At 33.9% G+C, this 16,596-nt stretch carries 15 protein-coding genes and 2 pseudogenes; 14 read left to right on the top strand and 3 right to left on the bottom strand.

Annotated features, from left to right (window positions below; genetic code table 11):
- Positions 1-2 precede the first annotated feature (2 nt).
- The 6 genes from cylJ to HMPREF2818_RS08865 all read left to right on the top strand — a co-directional run bounded on the left by cylJ (position 3) and on the right by HMPREF2818_RS08865 (position 4,672).
- Entirely contained in the window at positions 3-1,214 is a 1,212-nt protein-coding gene (gene cylJ, locus HMPREF2818_RS08890) for a glycosyltransferase CylJ (protein ID WP_000033003.1), read from the top strand.
- Complete coding sequence (locus HMPREF2818_RS08885; protein ID WP_001068957.1) at positions 1,183-1,758, top strand: hypothetical protein; 576 nt, start codon at positions 1,183-1,185, stop codon at positions 1,756-1,758. Before cylJ ends, HMPREF2818_RS08885 begins: the two co-directional genes overlap by 32 nt.
- 160 nt (positions 1,759-1,918) lie before the next feature.
- Positions 1,919-2,554 (top strand): ABC transporter permease, encoded by a 636-nt coding sequence (locus HMPREF2818_RS08880; protein WP_000251805.1) that lies wholly within the window; start codon positions 1,919-1,921, stop codon positions 2,552-2,554.
- Positions 2,555-2,563: 9 nt separating this feature from the next.
- Entirely contained in the window at positions 2,564-3,586 is a 1,023-nt protein-coding gene (locus HMPREF2818_RS10475) for an ABC transporter permease (protein WP_001048160.1), read from the top strand.
- Between the two features lie 8 nt (positions 3,587-3,594).
- Entirely contained in the window at positions 3,595-3,789 is a 195-nt protein-coding gene (locus HMPREF2818_RS10375; protein ID WP_000560511.1) for a hypothetical protein, read from the top strand.
- A 211-nt stretch (positions 3,790-4,000) separates the two neighbouring features.
- Positions 4,001-4,672 (top strand): ATP-binding cassette domain-containing protein, encoded by a 672-nt coding sequence (locus HMPREF2818_RS08865; RefSeq protein WP_000462434.1) that lies wholly within the window; start codon positions 4,001-4,003, stop codon positions 4,670-4,672.
- Positions 4,673-4,728: 56 nt separating this feature from the next.
- On the opposite strand, the pseudogene HMPREF2818_RS10180 reads toward HMPREF2818_RS08865, so the two are convergent.
- Positions 4,729-6,174, bottom strand: a pseudogene (locus HMPREF2818_RS10180) (FAD/NAD(P)-binding protein).
- A 260-nt stretch (positions 6,175-6,434) separates the two neighbouring features.
- Between HMPREF2818_RS10180 and HMPREF2818_RS08855 the strand changes: the two are divergent.
- Positions 6,435-7,220: a DNA/RNA non-specific endonuclease gene (locus tag HMPREF2818_RS08855; protein WP_000825437.1), complete on the top strand. Its 786-nt coding sequence runs from the start codon at positions 6,435-6,437 to the stop codon at positions 7,218-7,220.
- 77 nt (positions 7,221-7,297) lie between these two features.
- Here the strand turns inward: HMPREF2818_RS08855 and HMPREF2818_RS08850 are convergent, their stop codons facing one another.
- The gene (locus HMPREF2818_RS08850) at positions 7,298-7,936 is read right to left on the bottom strand and encodes a VTT domain-containing protein (RefSeq protein WP_000478529.1); all 639 of its coding nucleotides are present in this window, start codon (positions 7,934-7,936) and stop codon (positions 7,298-7,300) included.
- A gap of 216 nt (positions 7,937-8,152) precedes the next feature.
- On the opposite strand from HMPREF2818_RS08850, the gene HMPREF2818_RS08845 reads away from it, so the two are divergent.
- The 3 genes from HMPREF2818_RS08845 to HMPREF2818_RS08835 all read left to right on the top strand — a co-directional run bounded on the left by HMPREF2818_RS08845 (position 8,153) and on the right by HMPREF2818_RS08835 (position 10,561).
- Positions 8,153-8,809: an ABC transporter ATP-binding protein gene (locus HMPREF2818_RS08845; protein ID WP_000121094.1), complete on the top strand. Its 657-nt coding sequence runs from the start codon at positions 8,153-8,155 to the stop codon at positions 8,807-8,809.
- Complete coding sequence (locus HMPREF2818_RS08840; RefSeq protein WP_000011926.1) at positions 8,806-9,579, top strand: ABC transporter permease; 774 nt, start codon at positions 8,806-8,808, stop codon at positions 9,577-9,579. Before HMPREF2818_RS08845 ends, HMPREF2818_RS08840 begins: the two co-directional genes overlap by 4 nt.
- Before the next feature lie 163 nt (positions 9,580-9,742).
- On the top strand, positions 9,743-10,561 hold the full coding sequence (locus HMPREF2818_RS08835) for a hypothetical protein (protein ID WP_000600997.1): 819 nt from the start codon (positions 9,743-9,745) through the stop codon (positions 10,559-10,561).
- Between the two features lie 36 nt (positions 10,562-10,597).
- Here the strand turns inward: HMPREF2818_RS08835 and HMPREF2818_RS08830 are convergent, their stop codons facing one another.
- Positions 10,598-11,482 carry a LysR family transcriptional regulator gene (locus tag HMPREF2818_RS08830; RefSeq protein WP_000354836.1) on the bottom strand — a complete coding sequence of 295 codons (885 nt, stop codon included), beginning with the start codon at positions 11,480-11,482 and terminating at the stop codon, positions 10,598-10,600.
- A gap of 192 nt (positions 11,483-11,674) precedes the next feature.
- Here HMPREF2818_RS08830 and HMPREF2818_RS08825 point away from each other — a divergent pair, with 192 nt between their 5' ends.
- The 4 genes and pseudogenes from HMPREF2818_RS08825 to HMPREF2818_RS08810 all read left to right on the top strand — a co-directional run bounded on the left by HMPREF2818_RS08825 (position 11,675) and on the right by HMPREF2818_RS08810 (position 16,587).
- Positions 11,675-12,733 carry a PTS sugar transporter subunit IIC gene (locus HMPREF2818_RS08825; RefSeq protein WP_001286423.1) on the top strand — a complete coding sequence of 353 codons (1,059 nt, stop codon included), beginning with the start codon at positions 11,675-11,677 and terminating at the stop codon, positions 12,731-12,733.
- A gap of 13 nt (positions 12,734-12,746) precedes the next feature.
- Positions 12,747-13,739 (top strand): D-lactate dehydrogenase, encoded by a 993-nt coding sequence (locus HMPREF2818_RS08820; protein WP_000770077.1) that lies wholly within the window; start codon positions 12,747-12,749, stop codon positions 13,737-13,739.
- A gap of 205 nt (positions 13,740-13,944) precedes the next feature.
- Positions 13,945-15,495, top strand: a pseudogene (locus HMPREF2818_RS08815) (MFS transporter).
- 66 nt (positions 15,496-15,561) lie between these two features.
- Entirely contained in the window at positions 15,562-16,587 is a 1,026-nt protein-coding gene (locus tag HMPREF2818_RS08810; protein WP_001062634.1) for a sugar kinase, read from the top strand.
- Positions 16,588-16,596 lie beyond the last annotated feature (9 nt).

Here is a 16,596-nt window from a genome sequence, read left to right as displayed (position 1 = left end):
AGATGAGTAAATTTTTATTTGCTCCTTTCATGATGAATTTAGGAGAGAGCCAAAGATTATCAAAACTGGCTAATTATTTATATGAACAAGGACATGATATTCATATCCTTGGAGACAATTATTATCCATTTTTATTTAATAATGATGCTTATCGTTATCACCACTGTGTAGAAGATAAATCTGTTTATAATAGTAAGCGATATGATGCTTTCTTTTCTCTTTCAACAGACTTTAATTTTTTATCAGAAGAAGAAATTGAACGCATCTGTTCTATTGAAAGAGACTTGTTACGCCAAGAAAAATTTGATGCTGTATTGACAGGTTACCGTCTATCTATTATTACAAGTTGTCGTTTAGAAAGCATACCATTAATTTGGATTATTTCAGGGGCAACACATATCAGTGAAATTGTTGAAAACTCAGAAGGAATATTGCCTAATGGGAAGATAAGTAAAGCTAGTAAGCCTCAAACAAAGGATTTTATCAAAAGAGTAATCACTACTTATTCAACAAATGTTAAAACGTGGAACAACTATATTAAAAAATATGGTGGCAAACCTTTTAATAATGCTTTAGAATTATTCACTGGTGATCTAAACTTGGTAACAGATTACTCTTTGTTTTATGAATTTGATAAAGATTCGTCCTATAAAACGATAGGACCTATTTTGATAGATAATGTAGGTTTTTCAAAATGCAGCCAAATTAAGCAAGACAATAAGACTGTACTGCTCAGCTTTGGTACTTCATTTAAACGAGATTGGGTGGAATCTTTTTTAAAGACATTACCAAGGCATTATCATTATTTACTGACAAGCTGTGGTGAGGCTATAAACATTCCAGGAAGTTATATTGAGGTAGTTGATTTTATTGATTTTAAAACCATAGATAAAGAGATTTATTTCGCTATTATACACGGTGGGCAAGGAACAGTTTATGCGATGGCAGCACAAGGTATTCCCTTTATAGGTATCCCTTTCTTTAACGAACAATTTTGGAATATTAAGAAGTTCAGTAAAGAAAAGTGCGCTTATTTGGTAAAGAAACCTGATGTAAGAGAGATACGTAAAGCAATTAGCTGTCTTGAAAGAGGCTATGATATCTATAAGAGTCATATGATAAGACTAAGCCGAGGGATTAAAGAAGAAGCAGAGGCATCTTTACAAAAAGCGGAGGCAGAAATTGAATCCTTTATCAGAAAAAGACAAAGTTAACTATATTATGATTTATAAAAATAGGCAGTCTACATTGGAGAATAATTTATCTGGCGATCGGTTGATGAGATATCAACAAGCAAATAGACAGGTAAGCAAAGATAAACTGTTAACAGGGAGTTATTTTGTGTACCAATGCTTAAAAAAGTTAGGTTTTACCAATGAGATTTGTCAGGAATCTTTTTCTAGTGTCAGTAGTTATTTAATTGGTTTGCCAAAGGGAAAAATTAGTTACTCTAATTCTGGTGACTATCATATTCTAACCTATGCTCCCAGTGGTTCAACTGGGGTTGATATTGAGAAATACAAAGATAGATCAGAACAAACCTACCAAACCTACCTAGGAGAATCAGTTAGTAGTGATATGGATTCTAAATTATTATTTTATAAGGCATGGTTACAAAAAGAAATTTCCTATAAATGTGGGAAATCTATAGATATTACCTATCAAACAATGATAGATGGCTATATTTATGGTTATGCTTTTGATAATACTTTTAAAGTAGAATTGGTTTACTTAAAAGAATTATTACCAGATAACTAACTCGCAACATGTTGTCCTACATATGCATCTATAAAAAGCACCTTGAAGTATTTCAAGGGCTTTTTATAATACCTTTGCAGGAATTTATGATGCGAATAGTGCTAAGTCTAAAAATACTTTTAATCCCAATATTGATAATACATTGATTGCTCAGGAAACATTGGTTAGGAAGATTAGTAAACAAAAAGGTTATCAGACGGTTGCAGTGCGCTTAAGTGATAAACGTTTAGTGGATACAGTTATCCAAAACATCAAACAATGGCCGTTTGATTTCGGGAAATTAGATGTTCAAACAGCTAAAGAGTTTTATGGAGATTCTTATCGTAATATCGAGACATTGCATCGTCTAGTGGGACGAATCATTCTTATTGTTAGTCTCGTGGCGATGGCAATATTAGTTGTCATGCTAACATTTTGGATTAATAACCGCATTAAAGAGACGGGAATTTTACTCGCTATCGGAAAAACTAAGTTTGAAATCATAGGTCATTATCTGATAGAAGTACTGTTAGTAGCAGGTGCTGCCTTCACACTATCTATTATTGGTGGTGTCTTTCTTGGAAAAACATTTGCAGCTGGCCTTTTATCACAAGTTAATGGTGGTGTGAGTTCACAAATTGTACAAAATAGTAGTCTAATTATTGATAGAATTGATAACCTCACTGTTTCTGTTGGAGTAATGGATGTCTTTAGACTCTATGCTCAGGGTGCTTTAATTTGCTTATTTGCAGTTGTATTATCTAGTTATTCTATTCTTAAACTACAACCAAAGCAAATATTGTCACGAATGTCATAGGAGGTTAATATGAATTTATTTAAACGTTCCTTTTTATATGTTATCCGTAAAAAGCGTAAGAGTATCACTTTATTCGTATGTTTATGGCTAGTTGCTTCTACATTAATTAGCGGTATTGCGGTAAAAAATGCTGGTCTTACTGCTAAGAAGACATTTTCAAGGCAAACTGGATCAATTTTGCATATTTCATCGGATAGTACTGACCTTGTTGGTGATGGTTACGGATCTGGAGAAATCCCTGAAAAAGCAATAGTTAACATAGCAAGTAATCCAAATGTTAAGCGCGTTAATAATAATTTGATGGCTTATGCTGGACTAACCTCGGAAAAAATGGTTACACGACCAAATGATAAAGAACAATATAAAGAACAAGTTTTACAAGTTCATGGTAATAGTTACTCCGATACAGATCCTAAATACACAGCGGGGATGATTTCTCTTAAGGAAGGGCGACATATCACGCCGAAAGATCAGCGAGTTATAATTGTTCATCAGGCTTTTGCGAAGACAAATCATCTTAAAGTTGGCGATAAGTTAATGTTTTCAAAAGACCCCGTTAGAAACAGTAAGGATAAAACATTAGTTGAAGCAACTATTGTTGGCATATATAAAGGTAAAACGGTACAAAAATCAAATTACCCTTATGAGATGCTAGAAAATACAGCCTTTTCAGATACGCAATTGATTAAGGATTTATACGGCTATTCTAAAGGTAAGGCCTTTTATCGCCAAACAACTGTATATCCTAAAAAGAAAGCTGATATAAAAGCTCTTAAAAGTTTTATCAAAAAACAATCTATTGATTGGAATAAATACCAACTGACAATTACAGCAACCTTGCTAACAAGTTATGCAAAAAGTATAGATGTCTTGAATCAATTAATTACTTCTCTACAAGGCGGCATGTTAGTAGTATCTATTATCCTAGTGATGATGGCTCTGCTATTCTGGATTGGTGGTAGAACCCATGAGACAGGTATTTTATTAGCTATTGGTAAGTCTAAAGCAATTATCATTGTCAGTACGCAGTAGAAGTACTAATGATTGCTATTCCAGCCTTTGCTTTATCAGTACTTAGCGGTCAATTTATTGGTCAAAAATTAGCAGACTCCTTAGTGTATCAGGCCTCTAGAACTGTCAGAGCAGACTTTATGAAAGGGTTTGGGAATATGCAGCTTGGGTCTGATAGTGATACAGATATGTTTATGCAAACGAAATGTACAAGTGAAGCCTGAGGAAGTCTGGTTAGTAATTCTAGTTGGTTTAGCAATCGTCTTATTTGCTATTATTACTACTAGTTTAATTATTGCTCGCTACAAACCAAGGGAAATCTTATCAAAACTGTCCTAAAGTGCCATAAGTATACCGACCAATAGTGACATCTATATTAACGGTTAAAATGAATATGCTCTGCTATTGAATACATAGCTCAAGAAAGGGAAATCTATGTTCGAATTAAAAAATATTGCTTATCGTTATAAGGGGAACGACAATAAAACATTAGAAAATATCAATTATAGTTTTCAGTCAGGGGTATTTTATACTATATTAGGGAATTCTGATTCAGGTAAAACAACCCTTCTATCCTTGATGGCAGGTCTTGATTCGCCCACTGAGGGACAAGTATTATTTAACAAAAAAGATATTAAAGAAGCAGGTTATGCTCAGCATCGCAAAAAGAATATAGCTTTGGTCTTTCAAAATTATAACCTTTTAGACTATCTAACCCCATTGGAAAATGTTCAGTTGGTAAAACCTACTGCAGATAAACAATTATTGTTGGATTTAGGTTTAAAAGAAGATATGTTAACGCGAAATATCTTGAGATTATCAGGAGGGCAACAACAACGTGTAGCTATTGCGAGGGCTTTGGTTGCAGGAACACCAGCTATTTTACTTGATGAACCTACGGGGAATTTAGATTTTGACATTGCACGTGATATTACGATGCGTCTTAAAGATTTTGCGCATAAAGAAAAACGATGTGTTATTATGGTGACACATAGTAGAGAAATCGCTCATATGGCTGATACTGCTTTACAATTGACAGGAGATAACTTAAAAGAATTATCAAAAGAAAGTATAGCACAGTCTATATTACAACAAAGGAATTTATAATAAAAAAATACCTCCCTTTCTTAAATAATAAAAGAGGAGGTATTTTTTAGAAATGGTTATTTATTATCAGAAAAGGCTCGCTCTGCCATTTGTTGAATTTTAATTGTAGAGTTATTCTGATAAACGACACCATTAACCAGTGCACCATGCGCATATAAACCTGGCATTGGACCATATTTTGGAGACAAAACTTGTGCATTTTCAGTTAAAATAGTAATCCCTCCTTGATCGTCAATTTGACAAAATTCTTGATTGATGAGCGATTTTAGGAGTGGATTGGCTTTTGTCCAGTTTTTAGTATTTAACTGGTAACCAGTAGCATTAATGACGCGATCGACAGATATATGATTTTGTTTTTCTTTTTCTATTGAAAATCCTTCGTCATTTTTTGCAATTGTCTTGACGTTATTGATCAGGGAAAAAGTCCCTTTTTGTGCAGCTTTCAAAATTACTTTAGCAGATTCATCAGGCATAGGATTTCGCAAGTTAATAATCGCTTTTCCATATAGTGCTTTATACTCTTTCTTATCTGATAATGACATGAGTGGCCAAAGGTCAGTTAACCAGACAGTGATTCGTGAAGCTAGTTGTTGTAATAGATAGAGTTGCTTAGGGTACTTAAAGGCTCACTTGAGACCATCAATTCCTGGGGATAAAAAGGTTTCTGTTGTATTTTTCCAGTTTTTAAAGCCAAGATGCTCCAATTCACCAGACATCAAATCATTAAAATCGGCAATAGTGAAGGTTTTTGAAGGATGTGATAGAAATGCTTTAAGGTTATCATTGGTAAAAAAGTGCCAAGTAAGTGGTAAATCATTAACAATACGGACGCTAGGGAAGTAGTTGGTTCTTGAAAATGCTTTAACAGAAGATTGTGTATTGAGTAGCAACCATTTTATAACATCAATTGCAGCTAGACCAGTCCCGATGATAGCAACTGTTTTTCCCTTCCAATTTTCCTGAGCCAAGTGTTTGATAGGATAAGGGTCTTTGATATAATCAGTCTTCCCTTCCAAATGATAAGGGTCTATAACGGGCAGAGCACCACAAGCTAAATGTAATTCATCAAATGTGACAGGAAAAAGCTTATCTTGAATATAGACTTGCCATTGTTGCTTATCTGATAAATAGTTTAGTTTATCCACTCTTGTTTTAATAACCGTGACAGGGAGTTTATCTAAAAGTAATTTAGTTCTTTCTGAAAGGTATTGTCCGTAAAGTGTCCTTGATACATAGGTTAGATTTGTGTCATAGTAATTTTCTTCTAACCAATCCATGAAGTCAGACATATGGCGATAATCAAATGAAATATCGTTGATTGGGGAATTGATTAAAGCTGAGTCAACGTCTTCTTGAAAAGGAATTCCTCGTCCAAAGTGGACAGTATCATCAAAACAAAAAATAGCTAACTGTTTTAACTCTTTCTCTTTTTTACGAGAAAGTGCTAGTAGAACAGCTAAACCACTAACTCCCATACCTATAATACCAATTGTTTTTTTCACAGAACAAGCCTCCTTACCACTATCATAGCATAAATTTTGATTTAAGTTAGGGGATGAACAAAGCTATTATTTGCAGAATTTCTAATTTAACGAGTAAATTAAATTTAAAGTAATATTAAATTAAGAGAAGATTAAATAAATGATTGACATGCTTAAATAATAGGCATATGATATGGTTGTGACAAAAGGAGAGCAATTAGCTAAAACGGATATCAATATGGTAGACGCTTGTTTAATGTAATTAGAAAGAGGTAAAGCTTATGAAAAGATTACATAAACTGTTTATAACCGTAATTGCTACATTAGGTATGTTGGGGGTAATGACCTTTGGTCTTCCAACGCAGCCGCAAAACGTAACACCGATAGTACATGCTGATGTCAATTCATCTGTTGATACGAGCCAGGAATTTCAAAATAATTTAAAAAATGCTATTGGTAACCTACCATTTCAATATGTTAATGGTATTTATGAATTAAATAATAATCAAACAAATTTAAATGCTGATGTCAATGTTAAAGCGTATGTTCAAAATACAATTGACAATCAACAAAGACCATCAACTGCTAATGCAATGCTTGATAGAACCATTCGTCAATATCAAAATCGCAGAGATACCACTCTTCCCGATGCAAATTGGAAACCATTAGGTTGGCATCAAGTAGCTACTAATGACCATTATGGGCATGCAGTCGACAAGGGGCATTTAATTGCCTATGCTTTAGCTGGAAATTTCAAAGGTTGGGATGCTTCCGTGTCAAATCCTCAAAATGTTGTCACACAAACAGCTCATTCCAACCAATCAAATCAAAAAATCAATCGTGGACAAAATTATTATGAAAGCTTAGTTCGTAAGGCGGTTGACCAAAACAAACGTGTTCGTTACCGTGTAACTCCATTGTACCGTAATGATACTGATTTAGTTCCATTTGCAATGCACCTAGAAGCTAAATCACAAGATGGCACATTAGAATTTAATGTTGCTATTCCAAACACACAAGCATCATACACTATGGATTATGCAACAGGAGAAATAACACTAAATTAATAAAAGAGCAACTAATTGCTCTTTTTTTGTTGTCATTCTTAGTGATTAATAGTGTTAAATAGAAATTTTTGGATACATTACTTAGTGTTCCGATATGATTTGACACCAGAAATAAGGACAGGAATTAAGGTAACAAATACAATTCCCAAGATAATAAGCGAGAAGTGCTGCTTCACAAAAGGAATATTACCAAAGAGAAAACCAGAACCTGTTGCAATAACTGACCAAGATAATGCTGCAATGAAGGCGCGTTTGATAAATACTTTTGGAGGGAGCTGACTAATACCTGCTACAAAAGGAACAAAGGTTCTGATAATAGGGATATAGCGCCCTAAAATGATGGCAGCAGTACCTTTTTTCTCAAAATAAAGCTCAGCATCTCGAATATTTTTTTCTTTAATGAAACGACGAAAGAAAGGATGTTTGATAAAACGGTAACCAAATGTACGACCAATCAAGAAATTGCAACTATCACCAATAAATGCTGCAATAAAGAAAATAATAAGGAAAGTTACAATATTGAAGGACATTTTTGGATTTGCAGCAAGGGCTCCAGCAGCAAATAATAAACTATCACCTGGTAAAAATGGAAAGATGACAGCCCCAGTTTCAACGAAAATAACGAGGAAGAGCAATAGATAGGTCCAATTACCAACAGTGTTAGCCATAGCATAGATATGAGTATCAATATGTAAAATAAAATCGATTAAAAACATAGGAGTCTCCTTTATTGATCAACTAAAGTGCAGAGACTTGGATGATAACTATCTTGTTTATAAGGCCTCTTACAAAGCCTATTTTATCAGAAAATTTTTAATAAGAGGTAAAATAAGTTTACTTATTAATTTAGAATTATTCTAAAGAGCTTTTTTTTGATTTTTATGTTAGACTTAATTATAATGATTATAAATAAGAAGTAAAGGAGCTTAACAATGTCCTATTTAACCTTTAAACACGTTGATTTTAAAACGGATGATAAGTTGGTTTTAAATGATATCAACTTTGCAATTGATGAAGGTGATTTTGTTTCTATTGTAGGACCATCTGGAAGTGGTAAGAGTACTGTTTTAAAATTGGCCAGTGGTTTAATGAGTCCTACTGCAGGTCATATTTTCTTTGATGGAAAAGATTTGAACCAATTAGAACCGATTGAAAGTCGAAAAATGATTTCTTACTGTTTTCAAACGCCACATTTATTTGGTAATACAGTGGAAGACAATATTAGTTTTCCTTACCACATTCGACACGAAAAAGTAGATTATAGACGCGTTGATGATTTATTTCAACGTTTTGAAATGGACCAGTCTTACCTGAAACAGGATGTCAAAAAACTATCAGGAGGAGAAAAGCAACGTATTGCTCTGATTAGGCAATTATTGTTTGAACCTAAAGTTTTACTCTTAGATGAAGTTACTTCGGCTTTAGACAATCATAATAAAGCTATTGTTGAAAAGGTTATTAAATCATTACATGACAAAGGAATAACGATTTTGTGGATTACGCATGATGAGGAGCAGAGTCGTCGATTTGCCAATAAAGTCTTAAAAGTTGTCAATGGTAGTATTGAAGCAATGGAGGTTATAAAATGAGCGGTGCAAATTCTATTTCTTTAATGTCATTACTAATGGCATCATCATTAGTTTTGATTACTTTATTTTTTTCTTACTGGCAAAAGTTAAACCTAGAAAAAGAAGTGATTATTAGCGCTATCCGAGCAGTGATTCAATTATTAGCAGTGGGGTTTTTGCTAGACTATATATTTGGTTATCAAAATCCTATTTTCACAGCTCTTTTAATGCTATTCATGATTATTAATGCTTCTTATAACGCAGCTAAGCGTGGTAAAGGGATTAATAAAGGGTTTGTTATTTCATTTATAGCTATTGGGTCAGGGACTATAATCACTTTATCTGTCTTGATTTTTTCAGGAATTTTAAAATTTGTTCCGAATCAAATGATTCCTGTAGGTGGTATGATTATTAGTAATTCTATGGTAGCAATCGGTTTGTGCTATAAACAATTATTGTCCGAATTTAGAAGTAAACAAGAGGAAGTGGAGACAAAATTAGCTTTAGGAGCAGATATTTTGCCAGCTTCGATTGATATTATTCGTGATGTTATCAAAACCGGTATGGTACCTACAATTGATTCAGCTAAAACACTTGGGATTGTATCTTTGCCAGGGATGATGACAGGGTTAATTCTTGCTGGAACTTCACCTATCCAAGCGGTTAAATACCAAATGATGGTGACGTTTATGCTATTAGCAACGACTTCGATAGCTTCTTTTGTAGCTACTTATTTGGCTTATAAAATTTTCTTTAATAATCGTAAGCAATTAGTAGTAACAAAAGATTGATTCATTTTAATAAACAGTATGTTAGTCTGGTAAGTATAGTCCAGGCTTTTTTGGTATCTTAATCTTATTTTTGATCGAAAATTGACTAAGTTATTGAGTCGATTACGTTTAAATGCTACTATTTAATAGAAATTGTTATAGGGATTATCAAAAGGAGGAAGAAATGATTTTAAAAATTTGTCGTGCAGCATATAGTTTACAATGGGGAGGTGTTTACCAATTAGCTTTGCTGGATTATCCTCGAATTAAGGCGTTTGAATTGGAAAGGATAGGAGCTTTCATAGCTTACGAGAAACAATATAAAAGAAAAATTGAGATACAATGTGACGATAAACATCTCCTCACAAAAATTGTTCATTTTTTAAAATACAATAGTTTTACTTTTCCCTATATTCCCAAATATAGAGAAGCGGCAGCTACTTTTAATGAGGATGGTATTAGTTTAACTTCTGATTTTTTAAGCCATACATGTACGATTGAAACTGCAAAACTAATTTTTAAAGAAGGTAAAATCTTATCAGCAGTTAAAGCCTTTAATAAGCCTGCTGAAGTACTGGTAAATGATAAGAGGAATGCTGCTGGAGACCCTAAAGATTACTTTGACTATGTGATGTTGAACTGGTCAAATACCAATTCTGGTTATCGTTTAGTAATGGAAAGATTGTTAGGCAAAGCACCATCTGAACAGGAGTTAACAGTAGCTTTTAAGCCAGGGGTCAGCTTTCATTTTAATTATCAAGATATCATCAATCATCCTGATTCTATTTTTGATGGTTATCATCCTGCTAAAATTAAAAATCAACTTTCTTTAGCAGAACATTTAGTTGCATGTGTTATCCCAAAACATTATCAAGAAGATTATCAAAGCCTTGTGCCTAATGACTTGAAACACAGAGTTTATTATTTAGATTACTGTAACGAAACACTTTATGAGTGGAATCAAAAAGTTTATGATTTTCTTTGTCATTTGGAAAATAAATAAAACCAAAAAGTTTTAAACTTTTTGGTTTAACTGCTATTAATTGGTCTTTAAAAGACTTAAAAATTCTTCAATTATAGGACTAAAAGAAGTATCATTTCGGTAAGCAATACCAATCGGATAAAAATTATTTTTATCCTTAAGTGGGACCCAGCATAAATCTTGAACTTGGCTAATGCTTTCAAATTCACTTGGTAAAATAGTGACTGCATTGAGGTCTTGTAAACTATGAATAAGAACTTCCCAGTCATTGTGTTTAAAGACGATATGGGGGTCAAATCCTAAAGCACGACATTTACGAGGCAACATCTCTCCTAGCATGTAATGTTCGTTGAGTGAGGCAACTTTGTAATCTCTTAAATCATTAAGTTCAATTTCAGGAAGTGTTGCAAGAGGATGCGATTTTGGCATGACAATGCTTACTTTATATCCTTTAGTTGAGGTTTGCAGTGGTTCGATAGTGATATCATTGCGGGTACTTGGAAAGGACAATAAGCCAATATCGATCTTTCCTTTTGCTAACAATTCTTGTAATTTACGGGAACCATCTTGAATCAAAGATACTTCAACATTTGAATGTGTAGCCATAAAAGTTGAAATCTGTTTCATAAATTGAATAGCAAAAAGAGAAGTAAGCCCTACACGGATACCTTCCTTTTTTTCTTGATTTAATTGCTGGATTTCCGTAACCATTTGATTAAAATTAGTCATCAACAATTGTCCTTTCTCATAGAGAATTTCTCCTGCTTCAGTTAAAGCGAGTTGACGACCATTTTGTAAGAATAAAATAGTATTTAATTCTGCTTCTAATTTTTTAATGGATTGTGAAAGTGTAGGTTGGGTCACAAAAAGACTTTTTGCAGCGTGTGAATAATTTTTTGCTTCTGCAACAGCAATAAAGTAAGTAAGTTGTCTAATATCCATAATATCTGTCCTTTTTTCTTAGTAATAGTATAGCACAAGTCTATCAATCTGACCTTTATGATTATTTCCACAATAATATTAGTAAAAGCTATACTTATATAATTTTTTCCAATTTTCCTTTTGCAAATAGCTATGATATAGTTAATATAGTTAGCGAAATCACAAACAATCATTATTAGTAGGAGGCATCTTATGTCGGATGTTGTCGAAAAACAAACAGCTAAATCGTTTATAATGAACGTATTAAATGGTTTAGCTTTAGGGACTGTTATTGTCTTGATACCAGGAGCAATCCTTGGAGAATTAATGAAAGCTTTACTGCCAATGTGGAGCGGATTTGCAACTTTAATCGCTGCAACAGCAGTTGCAACAAGTATGATGGGGCTTGTTATTGGTATTATGGTTGGTCTCAATTTTAAATTTAATCCCATTCAATCAGCATCACTAGGATTAGCGGTTATGTTTGCAGGTGGAGCTGCAACCTTCCTTAAAGGCGCTATTATGCTAAAAGGAACAGGCGATATCATTAATATGGGAATTACTGCTGCCTTAGGTGTCCTTTTGATCCAATTTTTATCTGACAAGACGAAATCATTCACTTTGATTGTCATTCCAACAGTAACACTCTTACTAGTTGGAGGAGTAGGTCATGTGTTATTACCTTATGTCAAAATGATTACCACCATGATTGGACAAGGGATTGCTTCATTACTTGGTTTACAACCTGTTTTGATGTCAATTTTAATTGCGATGATTTTCTGTTTCTTGATCGTATCTCCAATCACAACAGTTGGGATTGCTTTGGCAATTAGTTTGTCCGGAATTGGTTCTGGTGCTGCTAATTTAGGTATCTGTGCTGCTAGTTTTGGGCTTTGTATGGCTGGGTGGTCAGTCAATTCTAAGGGGACAGCCTTAGCGCATGTTTTAGGGTCTCCTAAGATTTCGATGGCTAATGTATTAGCAAAACCGAAGATTATGCTACCTATGATATCTTCAGCAGCAATACTAGGAATTCTCGGAGCTCTCTTTAATATTCAAGGAACACCAGCTAGTGCAGGTTTTGGTATCAGTGGTTTGATTGGACCGATTAATGCTCTTAATTTAGCAAAAGGTGGATGGTCAGTTATGAATATGTTATTGATAATTATAATATTTGTTGCTGCACCAATTATATTGAATTTTATTTTTAATTACCTCTTTATAAAAGTACTTAAAATTATTGATCCAATGGACTATAAATTAGATATTTAAGGAGATATTAGTGATGAAACTCAAAGTATTTAATGTTAGAGAAGAAGAAGCAACATTAGCACAAGATTGGGCAAACCGAAATCATGTGGAACTTTCTATGAGTGAAGGACCTTTGACATTGGAAACTGTTAATGAGGTAGAAGGTTTTGATGGGATTGCTAATGCACAGATTGGGCCTTTAGATGATGCTATTTATCCTCTTCTCAAAGAAATGGGAATTAAGCAAATCGCTCAGCGCAGTGCTGGTGTCGATATGTATAATCTTGAGTTAGCTAAGCAACATGGTATTATCATTAGCAATGTGCCAAGTTACTCACCGGAGTCTATTGCAGAATTTACAGTGACAATCGCTCTTAACCTTATTCGAAAAGTTGAGCTTATTAGAGCTAATGTTCGTGAACAGAATTTTTCATGGACCTTGCCAATTCGAGGACGAGTCCTAGGTAACATGACTGTGGCTATAATAGGAACTGGTCGCATTGGTCTAGCGACTGCTAAAATTTTTAAAGGGTTCGGATGTCGTGTTATTGGTTATGATATTTACCATAATCCAATGGCAGATGGTATCCTTGAGTATGTCAATTCGGTAGAAGAAGCTGTTGAAAAAGCTGATCTTGTGTCCTTACATATGCCACCAACTGCTGAAAATACGCATCTATTTAATTTAGATATGTTTAAACAGTTTAAAAAAGGTGCTATTTTAATGAATATGGCACGTGGAGCATTGGTGGAAACCAAAGATCTTCTTGAGGCTTTAGATCAAGGGCTTTTGGAGGGAGCTGGTATTGATACTTATGAATTTGAGGGGCCATATATACCTAAAAATTGTCAAGGTCAGGACATTTCAGACAAGGATTTCCTAAGACTGATTAACCATCCGAAAGTAATATACACTCCTCATGCGGCTTATTATACAGATGAAGCGGTCAAAAATCTAGTAGAGGGTGCCTTAAATGCTTGTGTAGAAGTGGTTGAAACGGGAACAACTACTACGAGAGTCAACTAAAAGATGCTTAGGCATCTTTTTTTGTGGACTAACAAAACATATGACGATTATGAATCTTAAAGTAAAAAACATCTTATGTATTTATAGCTTAAAAGTCTTTTTTATAATAAAAAAAGATATTTTTTATAAAAATATTGACAAAACATCAGATGAATAGTATTATTTAATCATAAAAGCGTTTACAAAAAACAAGGAGGGTTCTCTCATGGAGAAAACAATGGATATGGAACAACGTGAAGAAGTTGTATCTTATAACCGAGCGAAAGTATGGCAGTTAGTTATGTTTGCCATGAACAATGCTTCTACAAATATATACTTATTTACGTTTATGTTTGTTACCTATTTCTCAACTGGCGTTCTTGGCTTGGCAGCCATTTTTGTCAGTCAAATTATGGGTTATATCCGTATTTTTGATGGTTTTATTGATCCAGCTATTGGTATTATGATTGATAAAACTGATACAAAATTTGGTAAGTATCGTCCTATTTTGATTATTGGGAACGTTATTACGGCTTTGTCATTGATTTTTCTTCTTGCATTGAGAGGTGTCGATGAAAATATTCGTTTCCCATTATTTATCCTTGTTCTAATTATCCATAAAATTGGATACTCAATGCAACAGACAATAACTAAAGCAGGGTAAACAGCACTGACAAATGACCCTAAGCAACGTCCTATTTTTAATATCGTTGATGCAGTTATGACAACATCATTAATGACAGGCGGTCAGTTTGTAGTTTCAGGTTTCTTAGTACCAAAATTTGGTAATTTTACACCTCAATTCTTCAATGTCCTTATTTTTGGAACAATTCTTATTTCAGCTATTTTAGCAATCGTTGCAATTATTGGGATTTGGGCAAAAGACAGAAAAGAATTCTTTGGTTTAGGAGAAAATACCCAAAAGACTGCTCTAAAAGATTACTGGAAGGTGTTGAAAGGAAATAAACCGCTTCAGATATTATCCATTGCTGCAGCTTTGGTAAAATTTGCCATCCAATTCTTTGGCGATTCCGTTGTTATGGTGCTATTGTTTGGTATTTTATTTGGTAATTATGCTTTATCAGGACAATTCTCACTTCTTTTCATTGTTCCTGGTGTTATTATTAATATTTTGTTCTCAACAATTGCTCGTAAAAAAGGTCTTCGTTTTTCATATGTCAGAGCAATTCAGGTCGGTATGATTGGTTTACTTGCTTTTGGTGCAGTTCTTTACGTTGGTAAGCCTGGTGACCTTAGTTTAACAAGCCTAAATCTTTATACTATTTTATTTATCGTTACGAATATTATTGCGAGATACGCTTCACAAGCACCTGCTAGTTTAGTATTGACTATGGGAGCAGATATTTCTGACTATGAAACTTCTGAATCCGGTCGTTATGTATCAGGAATGATTGGAACTATCTTCTCCTTAACAGATTCGATTGCTTCTTCATTTGCTCCTATGGTAGTAGGTTTTGTGTTAGCAGGAATTGGATTTTCAAAATCGTTTCCAACTATCGAAACACCACTGACCCCTGATTTAAAAATGGCAGCTATTAGTCTCCTTGTGGCCATTCCATTTATAGCTTTGTCTATAGCCCTTCTTTTAATGAAATTTTACAAACTAGATAAAGAAGAAATGTTTCGTATTCAAGAGAAGATTCAAGTTATGAAAGCAGCAACTACTAAGGAACGTGCTAAAGATATTGCTCGTAATGTTCCTTTGACAGATATGGATTATGTTGATGTAACAAAATATCCTATTGATAAAGATTAAAAAGTTTAGCTGCTCTTCAATAGAGCAGCTATTTTGTTAAATAAGAGCTACCATTGGAGGATTCTTATGGCAAAAATTATTTCATTAGGTGAGGTTCTTTTGCGATTATCTCCACCTCAATATCACACACTGATGCAGGCTAATCACCTAAAATGCCAATTTGGTGGTTCAGAACTTAATGTCTTAGCAAGCCTTGCTCAACTAGGTCACCATGTAGGATTAGTCTCAGCTTTGCCTGATAATGATTTGGGTAAGATGGCAAGACAATTTATATTGTCACAGCAAATTAGTCCAGCTGCTATAATTAAAAAAGAAGGACGACTAGGAATTTATTATTATGAACAAGGATTTTCGGTAAGAACAAATAAGGTTATCTACGATCGTAACTATTCATCTTTTTGGGAAAGTACCTTGAGTGATTATGATTTTACTTCTATTTTTAAGGGAGTGGATTGGTTTCATGTTTCTGGAATTACTCCAGCACTAACCAAGGACTTATATGAGGTGACTCGGTTCCTTATGACAAAAGCTAAAGAAGGAGGTGTAAAAGTATCGATTGATCTCAATTTTCGTGAGAGTTTATGGTCATCTTTTCAAGAGGCGCGTGAGCAATTATCGCCACTATTAGGATTATCAGATGTTTGCTTTGGCTTAGAGCCGATTTATTTAGCTGGCGAAAGTGAAGATTTAAAAGATGAGTTGGGCTTATCCAGACCTTACCTTGATATTGAATTACTTGAAAAGATAACTCAAAAGATTGTTCAAGAATATGGGTTAGACTATATTGCCTTTACTCAAAGGGAAATGGGATATACTAATCAGTATATGTTAAAATCATATTTGTATCATAATAATATGTTATATCAAACTGATAAAACTGGCGTTGAAGTATTAGATCGTGTGGGGACGGGAGATGCCTTTGCTGCAGGTTTAATTCATGCGCTTCTGGAAAAAGAAACTCCTCAAAGGGCCTTAGAAATTGCTATGACTACATTTAAATACAAACATACCATTCAAGGAGATATCAATATCATGACACGAGATGATATTGCTTACCTCATTGAAAAAGAAACAAATGATATTAAACGATAGTGTAAAAGG

This window comes from Streptococcus sp. HMSC076H09, assembly GCF_001811765.1.
In the GTDB taxonomy this organism is placed as follows: domain Bacteria; phylum Bacillota; class Bacilli; order Lactobacillales; family Streptococcaceae; genus Streptococcus; species Streptococcus agalactiae.
This window is presented reverse-complemented; position numbering and strand designations above follow the sequence as displayed.